Source organism: Paenibacillus sp. CH40 (assembly GCF_024213605.1).
In the GTDB taxonomy this organism is placed as follows: domain Bacteria; phylum Bacillota; class Bacilli; order Paenibacillales; family Paenibacillaceae; genus Paenibacillus; species Paenibacillus polymyxa_B.
This window is the reverse complement of the sequence record NZ_JANAVQ010000005.1, coordinates 140,433-156,137: the sequence shown is the minus strand read 5'-3', so window position 1 is coordinate 156,137 and position 15,705 is coordinate 140,433. Positions and strand designations below refer to the sequence as shown.

15 protein-coding genes are annotated in these 15,705 nt (G+C 47.6%); 7 read left to right on the top strand and 8 right to left on the bottom strand.

The window, feature by feature from the left end:
- Nucleotides 1–94 precede the first annotated feature (94 nt).
- Nucleotides 95–1,258 carry a glycosyltransferase family 4 protein gene (locus NLX73_RS16630; RefSeq protein WP_254326732.1) on the bottom strand — a complete coding sequence of 388 codons (1,164 nt, stop codon included), beginning with the start codon at nt 1,256–1,258 and terminating at the stop codon, nt 95–97.
- A gap of 205 nt (nt 1,259–1,463) precedes the next feature.
- On the opposite strand from NLX73_RS16630, the gene NLX73_RS16625 reads away from it, so the two are divergent.
- Together NLX73_RS16625 and asd are read left to right on the top strand one after the other, a co-directional pair.
- Nucleotides 1,464–2,591, top strand: a complete 1,128-nt coding sequence (locus tag NLX73_RS16625; protein ID WP_254326731.1) for a YheC/YheD family endospore coat-associated protein — start codon at nt 1,464–1,466, stop codon at nt 2,589–2,591.
- A gap of 88 nt (nt 2,592–2,679) precedes the next feature.
- Nucleotides 2,680–3,477, top strand: a complete 798-nt coding sequence (gene asd / locus NLX73_RS16620) for an archaetidylserine decarboxylase (protein WP_061830087.1) — start codon at nt 2,680–2,682, stop codon at nt 3,475–3,477.
- Nucleotides 3,478–3,648: 171 nt separating this feature from the next.
- Here asd and NLX73_RS16615 read toward each other — a convergent pair whose 3' ends face one another.
- Nucleotides 3,649–4,434: a helix-turn-helix domain-containing protein gene (locus tag NLX73_RS16615; RefSeq protein ID WP_061830088.1), complete on the bottom strand. Its 786-nt coding sequence runs from the start codon at nt 4,432–4,434 to the stop codon at nt 3,649–3,651.
- A 179-nt stretch (nt 4,435–4,613) separates the two neighbouring features.
- Here NLX73_RS16615 and NLX73_RS16610 point away from each other — a divergent pair, with 179 nt between their 5' ends.
- Nucleotides 4,614–5,912, top strand: coding sequence for an aminotransferase class I/II-fold pyridoxal phosphate-dependent enzyme (locus tag NLX73_RS16610; protein ID WP_061830089.1), 1,299 nt, complete (start codon nt 4,614–4,616; stop codon nt 5,910–5,912).
- Nucleotides 5,913–6,013: 101 nt separating this feature from the next.
- On the opposite strand, the gene NLX73_RS16605 is transcribed toward NLX73_RS16610, so the two are convergent.
- Nucleotides 6,014–7,291: a sensor histidine kinase gene (locus NLX73_RS16605; RefSeq protein WP_061830091.1), complete on the bottom strand. Its 1,278-nt coding sequence runs from the start codon at nt 7,289–7,291 to the stop codon at nt 6,014–6,016.
- 206 nt (nt 7,292–7,497) lie between these two features.
- Here NLX73_RS16605 and NLX73_RS16600 point away from each other — a divergent pair, with 206 nt between their 5' ends.
- On the top strand, nt 7,498–7,614 hold the full coding sequence (locus NLX73_RS16600; RefSeq protein ID WP_216637468.1) for a YjcZ family sporulation protein: 117 nt from the start codon (nt 7,498–7,500) through the stop codon (nt 7,612–7,614).
- Between the two features lie 116 nt (nt 7,615–7,730).
- Here NLX73_RS16600 and NLX73_RS16595 read toward each other — a convergent pair whose 3' ends face one another.
- The 5 genes from NLX73_RS16595 to NLX73_RS16575 form a co-directional block, all read right to left on the bottom strand.
- Nucleotides 7,731–8,954 (bottom strand): ABC transporter permease, encoded by a 1,224-nt coding sequence (locus NLX73_RS16595; protein ID WP_061830125.1) that lies wholly within the window; start codon nt 8,952–8,954, stop codon nt 7,731–7,733.
- Between the two features lie 2 nt (nt 8,955–8,956).
- The gene (locus tag NLX73_RS16590) at nt 8,957–9,703 is read right to left on the bottom strand and encodes an ABC transporter ATP-binding protein (RefSeq protein ID WP_013311782.1); all 747 of its coding nucleotides are present in this window, start codon (nt 9,701–9,703) and stop codon (nt 8,957–8,959) included.
- Nucleotides 9,704–9,721: 18 nt separating this feature from the next.
- Complete coding sequence (locus NLX73_RS16585) at nt 9,722–11,113, bottom strand: DEAD/DEAH box helicase (RefSeq protein ID WP_254326730.1); 1,392 nt, start codon at nt 11,111–11,113, stop codon at nt 9,722–9,724.
- A gap of 122 nt (nt 11,114–11,235) precedes the next feature.
- Nucleotides 11,236–12,015 carry an SDR family NAD(P)-dependent oxidoreductase gene (locus NLX73_RS16580; RefSeq protein ID WP_254326729.1) on the bottom strand — a complete coding sequence of 260 codons (780 nt, stop codon included), beginning with the start codon at nt 12,013–12,015 and terminating at the stop codon, nt 11,236–11,238.
- A 39-nt stretch (nt 12,016–12,054) separates the two neighbouring features.
- Entirely contained in the window at nt 12,055–12,513 is a 459-nt protein-coding gene (locus tag NLX73_RS16575; protein WP_061830098.1) for a chemotaxis protein CheX, read from the bottom strand.
- Between the two features lie 429 nt (nt 12,514–12,942).
- On the opposite strand from NLX73_RS16575, the gene NLX73_RS16570 reads away from it, so the two are divergent.
- The 3 genes from NLX73_RS16570 (at nt 12,943) to NLX73_RS16560 (ending at nt 15,610) form a co-directional block, all read left to right on the top strand.
- The gene (locus tag NLX73_RS16570) at nt 12,943–13,845 is read left to right on the top strand and encodes a LysR family transcriptional regulator (protein ID WP_023990132.1); all 903 of its coding nucleotides are present in this window, start codon (nt 12,943–12,945) and stop codon (nt 13,843–13,845) included.
- A gap of 60 nt (nt 13,846–13,905) precedes the next feature.
- On the top strand, nt 13,906–14,715 hold the full coding sequence (locus NLX73_RS16565) for a histidinol-phosphatase (RefSeq protein WP_254326728.1): 810 nt from the start codon (nt 13,906–13,908) through the stop codon (nt 14,713–14,715).
- Between the two features lie 154 nt (nt 14,716–14,869).
- The gene (locus NLX73_RS16560; RefSeq protein WP_061830104.1) at nt 14,870–15,610 is read left to right on the top strand and encodes a GTP pyrophosphokinase; all 741 of its coding nucleotides are present in this window, start codon (nt 14,870–14,872) and stop codon (nt 15,608–15,610) included.
- Nucleotides 15,611–15,705 lie beyond the last annotated feature (95 nt).

Genomic DNA, 15,705 nt, shown 5'->3' with positions numbered 1-15,705 from the left:
CAGGAGTGAACCAGCGGTCGCTCCGCTTCATTCACCCGGCTGGGAATCATGGCTAATGCCTATAAGATAGCCTATGCGCGTAACAGCGCCTACGTCACTCCGCTACACAGTCCGTTATGATTTGTGCCCAGCGTTGTGCTGAGTGTTGCCATAAAAATCGTCTCCGTACCTCGCCAAGCCCGGCTTCTCCCATCTGTCGTCGCAAGCTTGGTTGCTGGAGCAGCTTGATGATGGCATCGGCCATTTCCTGCTCACCGTGAGACGGATACACAAGCCAGCCTGTCTCGCCGTGTTGTACAACCTCTGGAATACCGCCGATTCGTGAAGCGACCACAGGCACTCCTGCCGCCATGGCTTCCAGATTGACCAGCCCGAAGGCCTCATCCTTCACTGAAGGAACAACGGTCACATCGGCTAGCTGATATAGCGAGGCCAATGCTGGATGCGGAACATAGTCCAGGAATTGCACATGCTTCCCCAACCTTAGTTTACGCATCTGCCGATGCAACGACGCCGTGTATGGCGTGAGGCGGTCATGCCCGTAATAGGCACTACCTGCAATGAGCAGCAGTACGTCCGGGCAGGCGCGGACCACATGCCGCAGGGCCTTCAGCAGCCGGTGAACGCCCTTCCCTGGCATCAGTCTGCCCGCGAATAACATGATTTTGCGCCCTGACCAGCCGAAATCGTCCAATCGCGCCGATCTGGCTGCTTCTGCTGCTGGAGTCCACCGTGGCAGGAAATCGCCGGGATGGATACCCAGCTTGTTTATGACGATGCGCTCTCTGACGGCCTCGGGACAGTCAGAAGCTACGATTGCCCCCAAATACGCACTGTTCACGATAATGCGATCCATCGACAACAGCAGCCTGCCCATATCCTTCCGTTTGAGGTAAGGCTCCCGGATGAACGTGGTCGAATGCAAAGTCAACACAACTCGGCTATCGGGTAAAGCCTCGCGAATTGCATACGCAACTGCCGGGCGGTTGTGTACATCTACTACCGCTGGTAACCATCTCTTTAAATCAGCAATCACCTCAGAAATATAACCTGCTCCCCGCGTATAACGCATGCAGGGAATTCCGTCGACATCGCCATGATCCGGTGCCTCTTCTCCCTTTATGCCATAGATCTGCGCTTGAAGCTCATGACTAGCCAGCGGTACCATGCGGGCAATTACCCGCTCCACAGAACTGCTGCGGGGCGAAGGTATAACAAAGGAGCCCGGTGTAACGACTGCTACCTTCGGCCTCTGCATCACCTCACCTACTTTCTGACCTTATTCCAACACTCTTCAACACTCATCTTGTATCATATCGTCTGCCTCGCTGAAATGTGCCTCGCTTCTAACTTTGGGCTTACCGCAAGGCAAGCGTCCATGCCTGGCCGATCTTTGATACATATGATGGACTAGAATCACAGTATGATCAGTTGGAGTGACTACAAGGAGGGCGGACATACTCATGTTGCATGTCGGCGTCATGCTCAACCCGGCAACCTACCGGGGCATCCCCGCCATGAGGACGCGATATGAATCTATCGCCAATTACGAGGACGCCGGGTTAAGCTACGAGCTCATCCCCTGCTTTCTTCGTCTGGAGGATATTCATATAGCGACCGGAACATGCCGGGCTTATGTTAAACACGGCAACGAGTATCGGCAGATGATTCTTCCGTTGCCGCCGGTCATCCACAATCGGACTCTCTATCGGCAAAATGAAAATGCTAGAGATATCAGCAAGCTTGTACAAAAGGGGTTCTATATTTTTAATGAACAAAACCGTTTCCACAAAGACCATATACATGCAATTCTGCAGGAAGACCCTTTGCTACGCATCCATCTCCCCAAAACATTGCAAGGCAACCTTTCCTACATCCATACCTTGATGGAAGAAACCGGAGATGTTGTAATTAAACCCAGTAGCGGTAGCGTGGGTAGAGGAATTATGCGTCTGCGGCATTCCCGCGGAGGCTGGACTTTGCAATGCGCTCATCCGGCTATACCTGAGCGTTGGTCCACCCTACGTTTGAATGTCGGAGAACTCCCAATATTTCTGCACAAGCGACTGCTGCAGGTGCCTCATATCGTACAGGAAACCATACCGCTTGCTTTGTACAACAATCGTCCGTTTGATGTCCGTGTGTCGGTTCAGCGCGGATATGGCGGTATCTGGGGTGTGACAGGCATGTATGCTAAAATTGCTCCTTCCCACACCTTCGTCTCCAATGTGGCACAGGGCGGTACGGCCCGTTCCTTACTAGAAGTGTTATCACAAACAGAGACGGTTCAGACTTCGAACGTAGTTCGGCTGATGAATGAACTGGAGCGACTCTCATTACAAATCGTGCACCGACTGGCACAAACCCTTCCCCGTCTCGCCGACGTCGGTCTGGATCTGGGAATTACCCATGAAGGCAAGATTGTTTTTATTGAATGCAACGGTCGTGACCAGCGCTATGGCTTCAGCCAGGCGGGCATGCACAATGTCTGGAAAGAAACATACTCTCAGCCGATGGCTTACGCTCGTTGGCTTCTCGAACGGATGCCTTCGTCAGACACCGAACGTTCACCAGGCCGTCCACTGTATTGATTTACGTCACATTCTGTGTCAATATAGTTCAGAGCGGCCGGACAGGTTCCGGCCAAGACGGCTCGGAAATGAACAAGGGGGATCTGTAATGGCAAAACAGTGGCTGCGGCTCATGACGGAGCTATCATCGCGCAAGTGGGTGTGCCGGATTGTAGGCTCCTTCGCGCAAAGCGGTGCAAGCCGACTCTTTATCCCCACCTTTATACGTACGTACCAGATCCAGACGCATGAGGCGGAACAGGAATGGAAGGAATACCGTTCTCTAAACGCTTATTTTACACGCAAATTAAAAGCGGGCATGCGCCCGATTGATACGAACGCCGAGGTGATGACCAGTCCGGTGGATGCACGGATTACTTTCACTGGCCCAATTACGTCCGGCACTCTATTAAATGTCAAAGGGCAGGACTATACGCTGGAAGAGCTTCTTAACCGCTCTCCGCGTCTTGAAAAATACACACACGGCTATGCTTTTGTGCTCTATCTCAGCCCGACGGATTATCATCGCATTCATGCACCAGTATCCGGTACGCTGGTAGAAAAAGAGCATCTGCGCGGCAAGGTATACCCAGTGAATGACTTCGGCTTGCAACATATGCGAGCAGTTCTTAGCCGCAATGAACGACAGATTACGTACATTGCCCACGAATATGGTGAGGTGGCGGTCGTCAAGGTTGGCGCAATGAATGTGAGTAGCATTAAATATACGGATGATAAGGCCGTCTCATGGACAAAAGGAGACGATCTCGCCTATTTCGAATTTGGATCAACTGTCGTTTTGCTAACTGAAAACGGCACGTTTGAGCCAGACCCCGCATTGAAGCTGGGGGATGCGGTGAAAATGGGACAACGTCTGGGTTGCTTTCGACATGATCCCAAAGCATAAGTGAATTTATCATAACAGGATTATAGCTACACATATGAGCATTGGGATCGGATGATGTTAAATTGCTCATATAAAAAAGGACCCGGCGTAACTGCCCGGGTCCTTTTTTGGAATTTATCCATTATATTCTTCACGCCTAAATCCGAAACAGCTTGTCCACCGTCCATAGCATTACCGGATCTCAGACGGACTTTTCCCCGTGTACTGCTTGAATTGGCGGCTGAAAAAAAAGATGTCACGGTACCCCAAAGCCTCTGCCACCTCGGTCACATTCATTCCGGCATGTAGTAATAGATGCTGTGCACGCTCAATCCGCATGCTGATAATATGAGATTGCGCGGAAACACCCAGCAGCTCCTTGAATTTAATTGAAAAATAACGCGGTGACAGCCCCGCTCGTGCAGCCAAATCCTCGACGCGATGAGGAAGTCCCGGATGCTGACGCACGTAGTTGGCCGTTTCTCGAATGACCTCGGTGAGCTGGTTACTGGCTTGTTGCTCCTGAGGCTCCTTACGGTCCGCACGCAGCAGATGAATCATCAGTTGTTTCAGGATCAGCTTGCCTTCCTCGTCAGCTCCATAAGCACGCTCTAGGCGTAGTCGAACGTATCTGGCAAGCATATGCTCTACCTCGAACGTTTCCTCCAGCATACGGTAGCTTGCAGGAATTAGCTTTGGTTGTTCGATAAGATCAAAATGAATATAGGTAAGTATGAGCGGCTTTTGCGGGTTATGTGTGGCACGGGTATCATCCCCCGGCTTGAACAGGAAGCAACTCCCCTTGCTCACCGGATACGACGTCCCGTTTAAGACCACTGTTCCTTCTCCGCTCCATACATAAAATAAATCATAGTTTGGCATCGGCTTCTCGCGTACCTGCCACTTCCAGCCCGGCTCGCACACAATTTTGGCGAAGGCCGACAACAGGATAAACGATGACGCAGATGTATCCAGCAAAATCTGCACCTCCTTTTGTTAATCTTTGGTTGTCCTCTATCCCATTAATTTATAATATAAGCTCAGCGCCGTCATTAAGCAAAAAAATGCGCTTTTATGTTCCAGATGCTTTTGCGTGACGCTTACCGTGTGTAATGCTATAATATGTAATCAAAATGACTTGGAAGGATGAAACGGGAATGAATCCACTGGCAGCGCAGTTAAACCAAAACATTCAGACAGGCAACGAGCATGTATATCAAATGCTTTCTCTTTTAGGGAAAGAAATTTATTTCCCAAAAGAAGGGATTTTGAGTCAATCCGCAGAAGCAGGGAAGCTTGCTAAAAAGTACAACGCTACGATTGGCATTGCTACAGAAGGCAATGGTCCTATGCATTTGGAGGTCATTCAGGAAAAGCTGTCCGCTTACAATCCCAAGGATTTATACCCTTACGCTCCCCCTGCGGGCAAACCTGAACTACGTAGTGTATGGCGCGACAAAATGCTGAAGGAAAACCCTTCGTTGGCTGGAAAAAGTTACGGCCTTCCCGTAGTTACGAACGCGCTGACCCACGGTTTGAGCATCGTTGCCGACCTGTTCACGGATGAAGGGGATGCTGTCATTTACCCAGACAAAAACTGGGAAAACTATGAGCTGACTTTCGGTATTCGCCGTCATGGACGTTTGGTGAATTTCCCGTTGTTCACAGAGGATCAACGTTTTAATAGTGAAGGATTACGCGATGCTCTACTGGCACAGAAAGAATACGGCAAAGCGATCGTTGTACTGAACTTCCCGAATAACCCGACGGGCTACACACCGGGAGTCGAAGAGGGTAAAGCAATTGTTGCTGCCATCCAGGAAGCCGCGGAAGCAGGCATCAATGTCGTAGTTGTGACGGATGACGCTTATTTTGGTCTGTTCTTCGAGGACTCCCTGCACGAATCACTATTCGGTCAGTTAGCTGGACTTCATCCGAGAATTCTACCAGTCAAAATTGACGGAGCTACCAAGGAAGAATTTGTTTGGGGCTTCCGTGTCGGATTTATTACCTTTGCTTCGGAACATCAGGATGTACTGAGCGCACTAGAACAAAAAACATTAGGGATTATTCGGGCAACGATTTCGAGCGGTCCTCACCCATCTCAAACCTTCGTCCTGGATGCCCTCAAGTCAACAGACTTTGAACAACAGAAGAAAGAAAAGTTCCAGATTATGAAGGGTCGGGCTAATAAAGTCAAAGCGTTACTCGATAGTGGAAAATACGGAGATGTATGGAGCTACTATCCTTTCAATTCGGGTTATTTTATGTGCCTCAAGCTGAACGGCTTGTCCGCTGAACGACTGCGCACACATTTGCTGGAACAATATGGGGTAGGGACGATTGCGCTGGGTGAATATGATCTCCGAATCGCATTCTCATGTATCGAGGAAGAGTATCTGGAAGACCTGTATGACATTGTTTACCGTGGCGCACAAGATTTGTTGAACGCCTAATATGTAACAGATTAAATATAGCATCATTAGCGGTATGCCGGATGTTGCGGCATACCGCTTTTTAATGAGCTGAACCATTGTAAGTCACACTTCGCAACAAACTATCCTTCAGCAGCGAGCAAAGATTTCTGTGCGAGTGGTAGCAGGATGACTACCTCGGTTCCGACTCCCGGCTCACTCTCATAGTGTATACTTCCGTTCATAGCTTCAATGATTCGAAAGGAGACGACCGTTCCCAGTCCCGTTCCTACCTCTTTGGTTGAAAAAAACAAAGTACCCACTCGCTCCAGATGCTCCTGACTCATGCCTTTTCCCGTATCCCTAATATGCAGACATGCCTTCTCTTCCTGAATCGCCAGCTTTATGTATACCCTGCCCCCATCATCCGCAGCTTCGATCGCATTTTTCGTCACATGTATTAACGCCTGTAACAGCTGATTACGATCCATATGTACGTATATTTCATTCCTTAGCTCAGTATACAGTCTTACGCCTTGCTTGGTCGCCATCGGTTTCAAAAGCAAAACAATCTGTTGAACCATGCCAGACAAATCCATCAGCTCTGTGTTCCCAATCTGCGGTCTGGATAAGTTCAGATAGTCGCTAATAATTCTTTCAGCCCGATCGACCTCTGCTAGTGCCAAAGCAATATATCTGCGATTTTTCCCTTCTAGCCCTGACTGAACCATTTGCAGGAACCCTTTAACCACGGTCAACGGATTCCTTACTTCATGAGCCATAGAGGCAGCCAGTTCACCTAAGGTATTCAGATGCTCAGCATATTTAATCTTTCTTCTCATTTCTTCCCGTTCCAAACTAAACTCCATCCAGAAAGAGGAGGCTCCAATGCTTAGGAATTGAATCACACCGAACCAGAGTATTGCCCGGATCAGCTCGACCTCATCCTTATCCAGCCTGCCATTGGCCCAGGAATGTATTAACAAAAATATAAGCATGGCAATATTGGTCCATATACTCATTAGCATATTCATGCCCACCCGAAGCAACATACTATTGAGCTGCATAAACTTTCTTCTCACCAAGAGAGGCCCCAAATAACACAACATCATGCTGGGAAAGCTCACCACCATAGACTCTGGATCTATATACATACGAGCCATCACCATCAGCGTTATATTCAGAAGCCCTGCCTTTGGACCAAAATATAAAACAGAAAGGATCAGAGGAACATATCGAAGGTCCCAATATAATCCATACCAAATGTACGAAAACATAATGCAAAGCACAGAAGACACACCCAGCACCCCTCCCATAAGCAACGGGGTATGTTTCCTATGCCGATGATCTGACAAAGCGCTATATACCAATAACGGTACAAACACAAGAAATATGTTCACGAGCAGCTTATCTACCAGCATCTCGTCTTTCCCACTTTCCAAGTGATAATGACTACGTACTTCTTCTATTCTCGATAATACGTGTCTTTTCCTCTATCCCCCCCTACATCTGATGAAAAATATAAGGCGATTCAGCAACATACCTGAGCATTGGCCCACGCAATCTGAAAATCCAATTCATAAGATACGATGTATCCTTTATCACAATGACCGAGAGGAGAATGAGCATGGGAGCAGAAGAAACAAGAGGCGGTTACGGTGGTTACGGCGCATTCACAAGCACAGGAACAATTCTGGTACTGTTCATTTTATTAGTTATCATCAGCAAAACGCTCTTTATATAAGCAGGCGGAAATCTGCACCCACGGCTACGATAACAGCGAGCGTACAAAAAAGGCTAATTCGCAGACAGCTCTTGCTGCTTGCGAATTAGCCTTTACTTTATTCACATAGATACAAATTACACTTCTTCCTCATCCTGACCGTCCAAACGCCATTTTTTGGCTTGAGCGCCTCGTAACAAGAACACTACTGCAACTCCCCCAAGCAGCGTGAGCAGTGTAGACAGTAGATCTTCCGTTCCTTTTGCCAGAAAAGGAAGCCACAGAACCACAGCAGCCGGCAACGTCAACCGAACAACAAAGTCGAGAAAAGACGCACGACGACTATGCGCAGGAATCGGATATAACTGAAGCCACAACGAATCCTTGTGATACTGCTTTAGTGAAGTAACCTGTACACCAATGAGGAATATGAAAAATAAATATACTGCAATCCCAATCCAGCTAGCATGGGTGATATATATAATTAACAACCCCAGAATTCCAAGCCGAATGACAATACCTGCTGGCTCTGTACGCAGGAATGTCTTAAACAGCAGGTAACGATACGCTCCCCTTCTGTTCCAAGGTATGTTACCTCCCAACCAGGACAGCCAACGACGTGGCGTCACTCTCTGCGTAAGGGCGGGCACATCGACAAACCAGCCCAAAGTGCGCATCACCCGAGCAGCCTGCATACCCTCTGTACGAATCAGCTTTTCCCAAGCCACTAGCAGCTTGACCGGAAAACGCAGAACAAGCACGTACACCACACCGACCAATATGATAAATGGCACGCTGTGTAGTGGAGGCTGCCATAGCCATGCGGCTACCATCAGCACAGCCAATACCCACCGAAGCAGACGATAGCCTACACTCCCGCCAATCGATACCATGCGAAGCTCTTGCCAGCCGCCGTAGCTGAATAGCAGCTTTAACAGCACAAACAGTAGCAGGGTCAGTAGCAACGGCTTAGGCGCCGCATCACTGCGAATATACAGCGGCCACACGATAATAGACAGCAATAGCAAACCGAATATTTTGTACACCACACCCCGAATCCGGCTGGCCTTAAAATAATGGTGCATCGCGTGCTCCTGTGGACGGAGGAAAACAATATCCGCTGCGTTTAAATACGTACGAAAGCTCGCATGAGCAATCGGAATAGCCACAATAAGCATGATCCAGCGGATGGGCAAATCCGGTGGAGTATGCATTAGTAGCGACGTGTACCATGCGGCAAAGGCAATCAGCGCAAAGCCGAAGACCACCGCCAGACCGCTTTGAATGACATAGCCCAGATAGGGCAGCACCTGTCCCCAGAACGCTACACGTCTTTCTTTATGCAAACGTTGCAAATCCATGCTCATTCCCTGCCCTGTACCAGCTCATAAAATGCATCTTCCAGCGGCATGCCCGGCTTACCCGCCTGTGCTGTCACTTCGTCCAGCGTACCCTGTGCAATGATGGCACCCTGATGAAGTACAATGAAACGATCACAATAATTTTCAATCGTGGACAAAATATGAGAACTGAGCAGAATGGACGAACCCGAACGCTTCATCTCTAACATAAAGTCAAGCAGGGAACGAATACCCAGCGGGTCTAACCCCAAAAAAGGTTCATCTATGACATACAACGGCGGTCCCGCTAAAAATGCGCACATAATCATCACTTTCTGGCGCATCCCTTTAGACAGGTGCATCGACATACTCCCACTTTTATCCCGCATACGGAACAAGTCTAGCATTTGATCACTGCGCGTGCGGAAATCTGCTTCGCTAACTCCGTACGCTCTGGCCGTGAATTCCATATGCTCCATCACCGTCATTTCAGGATACAGCTCTGGAGATTCAGGTACAAAAGCAATGGCTCCCTGATATTCCTCGGGATTCTCATCCTGCTTATGCCCCTGCACACGAATTTCTCCGGCCTGCGGTGTCATCAGACCCAAAATATGCTTCATGGTCGTACTCTTCCCGGCCCCGTTCAGACCGATCAGTCCTACCATTTCGCCCGGTTTCACATCCAGCGAAATCTGATGCAGCACCGGGCGCTTGGCGCTATATCCGCCGGTCAGTCCGTTAATTTGCAACACAGGCTGTTGTTCCATGGCTCCCCCTCTTCTCCCTTACTCGTTCGGTTTTGATCCTTTTTCCTTCAGCCATCTTGGTGCACCCTTGTTTTTGCGATCACGCTCGCGCTGTGCTTTTCCTGCTTTGGACAAGGCTGCTCCTTTGCTCTTGCCTGGAGCTGAACCGTTCGCGGAATTTCTGCCAGGACGTCCGTTTTCGGCACGAACAGGTGCCTTTCGGTCCTCCGCCGATGCTCCGTTAGATAAGGATCTAGCCTCGGATGGTCTTACAGGTGCACGCTTGGCATCCGCCGGACGCGGCACAACTACTCGACCTCCGTGCAACGCACGCTCTGCAATGTCAATGCCCAGTTCACGGGAGAACTTGCGCATGATGAACGTTTCACGGTCGGTGACAACCGATGCCACTAATCCTTTGCGTCCCATCCGTCCTGTCCGTCCTGCACGGTGAACATAAGCTTGACTATCCGTAGCCGGGTCAAAATGAATGACCATTTCAAGTCCCTCAATATCCAGACCACGAGCTGCCACATCCGAAGCGACCAGTACTTTGAGCTTGTCCTCGCGGAATTTGGCCAACACGTTGCTACGCGTGACTTTATCCGCATCTCCATACAAGGACGCCGTAGTCAGCCCCATATGCTTGAGCTTGGCTTCAATCTCCCCGATGGCATTGGTCGTATTCACGAACACCAGCGCTTTTCTCGGATTAAAATGACGCACCAGACGGCGCAGCATATCCACCTTATCCCGTTCTTCAGATACAAAGTAATAGTGTTCCAGTCCACTGGCCGTCTTCTGGTCGGGATCAATCCCAATTTCTACGTATTCACGCATCTCCCGTTTTGCCAGCGACTGAATCTCATCGTTCAGCGTTGCGGACAGGAATACCAATTGACGATCACGTTGGGCGGTGCCCAATATGTTGGTTACATCGCCTGCTCCGCCAAGCTGGAACATCTGATCCACCTCATCGATGACGATGGCTGTAATATTGTGCATTTTCAGCTTTTTCGAAGCGATGAGTTCCCGTACACGTCCTGGTGTACCCACGACAAGCTGTGGATGATCCTTGAGCTTTTCGATTTGACGTTTGATAGCCGCCCCACCAATCAGACCGAGTACACGGATTCCGCGATGCTCTCCGTAGCGCTGACCCTCACGTACAATTTGCATGGCCAGCTCCTGGCTTGGAGCCAGTATCAGCTTTTGCGTAGCCTTTTTCTGTGAATCAATCGCTTGCAGCAGCGGCAGCAAGTAAGCCAGTGTTTTACCTGTGCCAGTTTGTGAGCGCGCCAATACATGCTTTCCCTTCATTATTTCCGGTATAGCCTCTGCCTGAACTGGCGAAGGCTGTGTAATTTCATGCTCAGTCAGTTTGTCCAACAGATCTTGTTCAACGCCGAGCGATTCAAAATTCAATGTCATGAAAAGGTCCAACCCCTATACGTAAATTCGTTACTCTCCATTATATGCGAAAATAGCCCTGTTACCAAATCACAAAAATAAAAGATGTCCCTCACCATAGCTAATGGCTTACGGGACATCTTTTATTTCTTATTTATCACACCATGACCCAGCCTATCGGTCAGTCTGGGAGCTAACTGATACAGCTTGAGAAAAGGAGATACCCACCGTGGCAGATTAACCTCCTCCTTGCGAAGCTCCATCGCTCTTACGATATGCCGTGCTACCTTATCTGGTTGTAGCATAAACCAGCTTACATTTCGAACATATCCTCCTGAAGGATCTGCCAGCTCAAAAAAGGGTGTGTCAATCGGCCCCGGATTAATCGTCGTTACAGTCACTCCACTCCCGCGCAACTCTTGCCGGAGCGCATTGCTGAAACCGAGCAACGCATGCTTCGTCGCCGTGTAAGAAGAAGATTTAGCTGTCCCGATTTTCCCGGCCATTGATGCTACATTGACAATCTGTCCATGGCCCCGCTCCGTCATTTGCGGCAGAAACGCCTTGATGCAGCGAACAACACCCATGTAGTTCACGTCCATCATTTGTTCAAACTCCGTCAGATCGGTTTCATTAAAATACTCAAACTTTCCGTAGCCCGCATTGTTAAGCAATATATCGACCCGTCCGTACTGTTCCAATACTCGTGCAGCAACAGCCTCTACCTGCTCCTGGCGGGTGACGTCCAGTTGGATAAGCTCATGTCTGCCGCTGATTCCCGCAGATACTTGCTTCAGTCGCTCCTGCGAGCGTGCTGTTAAAATAGGAATCGCGCCCTTTTCGCTTAACAACTGAGCGCAAAGGGCGCCAATCCCACTAGATGCACCTGTAATCACAACTATCTTGTCCTGTAGTATATTCACGGTCATCCCTCCGCATTAAAGAAACTTGCTCCTTTAATATTAAGAGATCATCACCTGAATATCCAGCTCACCGATTCCTTCCACCGTAAGCGGAATATAAAGGGCACGCTGAGGCACAAAAGTGGTCAAGTTTTCTGATTTCATGACCTGCGGAGGCGTAATATCCACAACAATTCCCTGACTGGACAAAATCGTACTGGCATTACCACTAATCATATTGCCCAATTCTGAAATTGCGCTTTTTCCCATCTCATCAATTTCAGTCAACACAAATCCGCCCATCATCGCTGAAACCATACGTAGCGCCACCTGTTCATTCAGGCCGAACACAATATTTCCGCTAAGCTGTCCGGTCATCCCGATCATAATCCAGATGTGGTCGTCCACCAGCTCGACATTTTTCACACCAAGATTTCCGGGTGAAGGAGATACTTGGATCAATTGTTCAATGACCCGTCGCGCCGACTCCAAAAAAGGATTTATCACTTCTGCCTTCACGATCAAAGCGCCCCTTTACGATGGGCTTTTAGACATACAACAAAAGTCCCATTTAAATTAGAATTTTTTAATTAAATATTACTGTAAAACGAATCGATCCTCAATAAAATGCTCTCTATATCACTTATCGACAGCTACCCGGTAATTTTTTATAGCTAAATCACAAAAAATGTGAATAATGTCCTATATCTTTACTTCTTACCGGTTTTAGATTGATTATTTTTGAAGGATATCAGGACTTTAGTCTTTATTTCCCAATATACCACACTTTAAGGTACTCTGCTTCGATTCATTGCCCTTCCTGCTCGAATAACCTATAATTTAATGAAATAAAGCATAACGACGGTTTTACATATGAACCTATGGATTGGCTAAAAATATTCATTCTATACAGCTGCGATAAGATTAAGAAAAGAGAGGAGGAACTTCATGAACATCAGTCAACTTGAAACACTTATCATGATTTCCAAAACGATGAGCTTCCGCAAAGCCGGAGAACTTCTCAATTTGACGCAGCCGGCGGTGTCCGCCCAAATTAAAAGTCTAGAGGATGAGTTCAAAACCATTCTGATTGACCGCAACCAGCCTGTCACCCTGACCGACAGGGGAGCTGTTTTTTTGGAACACGCCGAGCGCATATTAGAGGTTGTTGAGGAATTAAGACAAAAATTATACGATCTAAACGAAACACCGCAGGGTCACATTGCGCTGGGCACCACAACATCCATCGCTATTCAAATTTTACCGCGCGTGCTTTCCTACTTTCAGGATCAGTTCCCTCTCATCAAAACCTCCATTCAATCCATGGCTTCCTCAATGATTTATCAGCAGGTGGAGAACGGACTTATTGATGTTGGCATCGGTTATCTGATTGAACGTAATCCCAATTTAAGCACTTCGGTTCTGTACTACGATTCCTTTGAGCTAGTCGTGTCTCCTACTCATCCACTGGCCTCACAACCACATGCTACCATTGAAGCCCTTCGGGAAATTCCGCTGATTCTGCTCTCTCCCGATACGGTGGGACGAAAATTCGTGGATGATGTATTTAAAAAGCACCAAATCGTACCTCATGTCGTGATCGAGTTGTCCAGCAGCGAGGAAGTCAAACGGATGGTCGAAATTAATCTCGGTGCTGCCATTATTTCCAGACTATCGGTTACTTCTGAACTGCGTGCAGGCACATTAAAAATGATCCATATTCCCGAGCTGGAAGTTAGTCATCCGGTAGGAGTGATTTATAAATCCGGCCGATATCTAAACTCAGCCATGCAGCAATTTTTAAGTGATCTGAAGGGGATGCCGGAGACGAATTTCACCAGTTCTGAATAACGTAATTCGCTATGAACACCATACGAAATATAAACCCTGATTACGAAAGGAAGATAGGCTATGAAATTTGATCTGCACACCCATCATTTTCGCTGCGGTCATGCAGACGGAAACATTCGAGATTACATTGAAGCAGGCATTCAGTCGGGCTTACAAGCGATTGGTATTTCGGACCATTCCCCTTTCCTGGGCAGCGAACAGGATCAGGCTTTTCCTAAAATTTATATGGCTAAGTCACAGCTTGCTGAATACGTAGAAGAGGTACAACAGCTTAAAAAGGAATATGAAGGCCGTATTGACGTGCTCCTCGGATTGGAAACGGATTATTTTCCTGATTTTGCTGAATTATATCGTTCCACTCTGGCTCCTTATCCATTTGATTACCTCATTGGGTCGATTCACAATGTCGAAGGGGATAGCATTTTTAACCGTAACCGTTGGAACAAATTAAGCGACGCTCGTAAAATCGAGGTCAAACAAGCCTACTATGCGCTCATTCAGGAATCTGCGCGAAGCGGCATGTTTCAAATTTTGGGTCATATTGACGCAATGAAGGGAAACTTTCCTGCCTTTTCAGACATTCCTGCCGATGAATCCATTGATGAAACCTTGCAGGTAATTGCGGAATCCAATGTGGCGATTGAAATTAACACTTCGGGTAAAACCAAGCTAAGTGGCGGATGGTACCCGTCTGCTTCTATTTTAGAAAGAGCGCACCATTTTGGTGTGGAGGTTACTTTTGGTTCGGATGCCCATAAGCCTTCGCGGGTAGGCGATGACTGGGAAGAAGTAAAGGCAATGCTGAAGGATATCGGCTTTCGGGAATGGGTCTATTTTAAAGAAAAACGTAAAATTCCTGTGGCGCTTTAAAATTTAAGGTGGGAATTGCCGCTCCGCAAATCATTTGATCTTACACACGCTGCTGCAATGGGATTGTTGGGATTGTAATTTATAAGGTGATAATTCCATTGCAAAGGCGAACGCTTAGCAAGATTATGACATCTATGTATGAGGAGAATTACATATGCACTTGGAAGATCCTATGAACAAGCTTAAAAAGCTAAAGCATGACATCACGCGATTTATGCTCATCTATAAATTTGCGCTCGACGAAATGGAAACCAAGATTGAAATATTAAAGCAGGAATTTCAAGCATTGCACGATTACAGCCCTATTGAGCATACCAAATCACGCCTTAAATCTCCTGAGAGCATCATGAATAAAATGATTCGTAAAAATAGCGAGTTATCGCTGGATGCTATCAAAGATCATATTAAGGATATCGCAGGTTTGCGTATTACTTGCTCTTTTATTTCTGACATTTATGATGTCAGTAACATGCTTCAGAGACAAAGTGACTTGAAGGTACTGGAAATTAAGGATTACATCAAGAATCCCAAGCCGAACGGTTACCAGAGCCTGCATTTGCTGGTTCAAGTTCCTGTATTCATGTCGGATTGTGAGGAGCTAGTCTGCGTAGAAGTGCAAATTCGAACCATTGCGATGGATTTCTGGGCCAGCCTGGAGCATAAAATCTTTTATAAATACAACCAGTCTGTGCCCGAAAACCTGACACGTGAATTAAAGAACGCAGCAGATTCCGCTAATGCTCTCGATCTTCAAATGGAGCGACTGCATCGTGAAATTAAGGAGATTAAAGACGCTAGAGGTGAAGAGGACTCCATAGAGGAGCTTCGGAAGATTATGATTAATAATCAGCAAATTACGGTGCCGGCCAATTTCTTGAAGCTTCTAGGAGAGTAAGATTAGGCGGTGCTCCACCGCTATGCGAATGATTTGATCTTATGATCGCTGTTGCAACGGGATTCACTGGATATTATAAGCCCTTTAAAGGGTAG

Bases quoted from the DNA above. Each gene is read 5' to 3' on its own strand.
- NLX73_RS16630 (WP_254326732.1), bottom strand. From the start codon at position 1,258: ATGCAGAGGCCGAAGGTAGCAGTCGTTACACCGGGCTCCTTTGTTATA.
- NLX73_RS16625 (WP_254326731.1), top strand. From the start codon at position 1,464: ATGTTGCATGTCGGCGTCATGCTCAACCCGGCAACCTACCGGGGCATC.
- asd (WP_061830087.1), top strand. From the start codon at position 2,680: ATGGCAAAACAGTGGCTGCGGCTCATGACGGAGCTATCATCGCGCAAG.
- NLX73_RS16610 (WP_061830089.1), top strand. From the start codon at position 4,614: ATGAATCCACTGGCAGCGCAGTTAAACCAAAACATTCAGACAGGCAAC.
- NLX73_RS16605 (WP_061830091.1), bottom strand. From the start codon at position 7,291: ATGCTGGTAGATAAGCTGCTCGTGAACATATTTCTTGTGTTTGTACCG.
- NLX73_RS16600 (WP_216637468.1), top strand. From the start codon at position 7,498: ATGGGAGCAGAAGAAACAAGAGGCGGTTACGGTGGTTACGGCGCATTC.
- NLX73_RS16595 (WP_061830125.1), bottom strand. From the start codon at position 8,954: ATGGATTTGCAACGTTTGCATAAAGAAAGACGTGTAGCGTTCTGGGGA.
- NLX73_RS16590 (WP_013311782.1), bottom strand. From the start codon at position 9,703: ATGGAACAACAGCCTGTGTTGCAAATTAACGGACTGACCGGCGGATAT.
- NLX73_RS16585 (WP_254326730.1), bottom strand. From the start codon at position 11,113: ATGACATTGAATTTTGAATCGCTCGGCGTTGAACAAGATCTGTTGGAC.
- NLX73_RS16570 (WP_023990132.1), top strand. From the start codon at position 12,943: ATGAACATCAGTCAACTTGAAACACTTATCATGATTTCCAAAACGATG.
- NLX73_RS16565 (WP_254326728.1), top strand. From the start codon at position 13,906: ATGAAATTTGATCTGCACACCCATCATTTTCGCTGCGGTCATGCAGAC.
- NLX73_RS16560 (WP_061830104.1), top strand. From the start codon at position 14,870: ATGCACTTGGAAGATCCTATGAACAAGCTTAAAAAGCTAAAGCATGAC.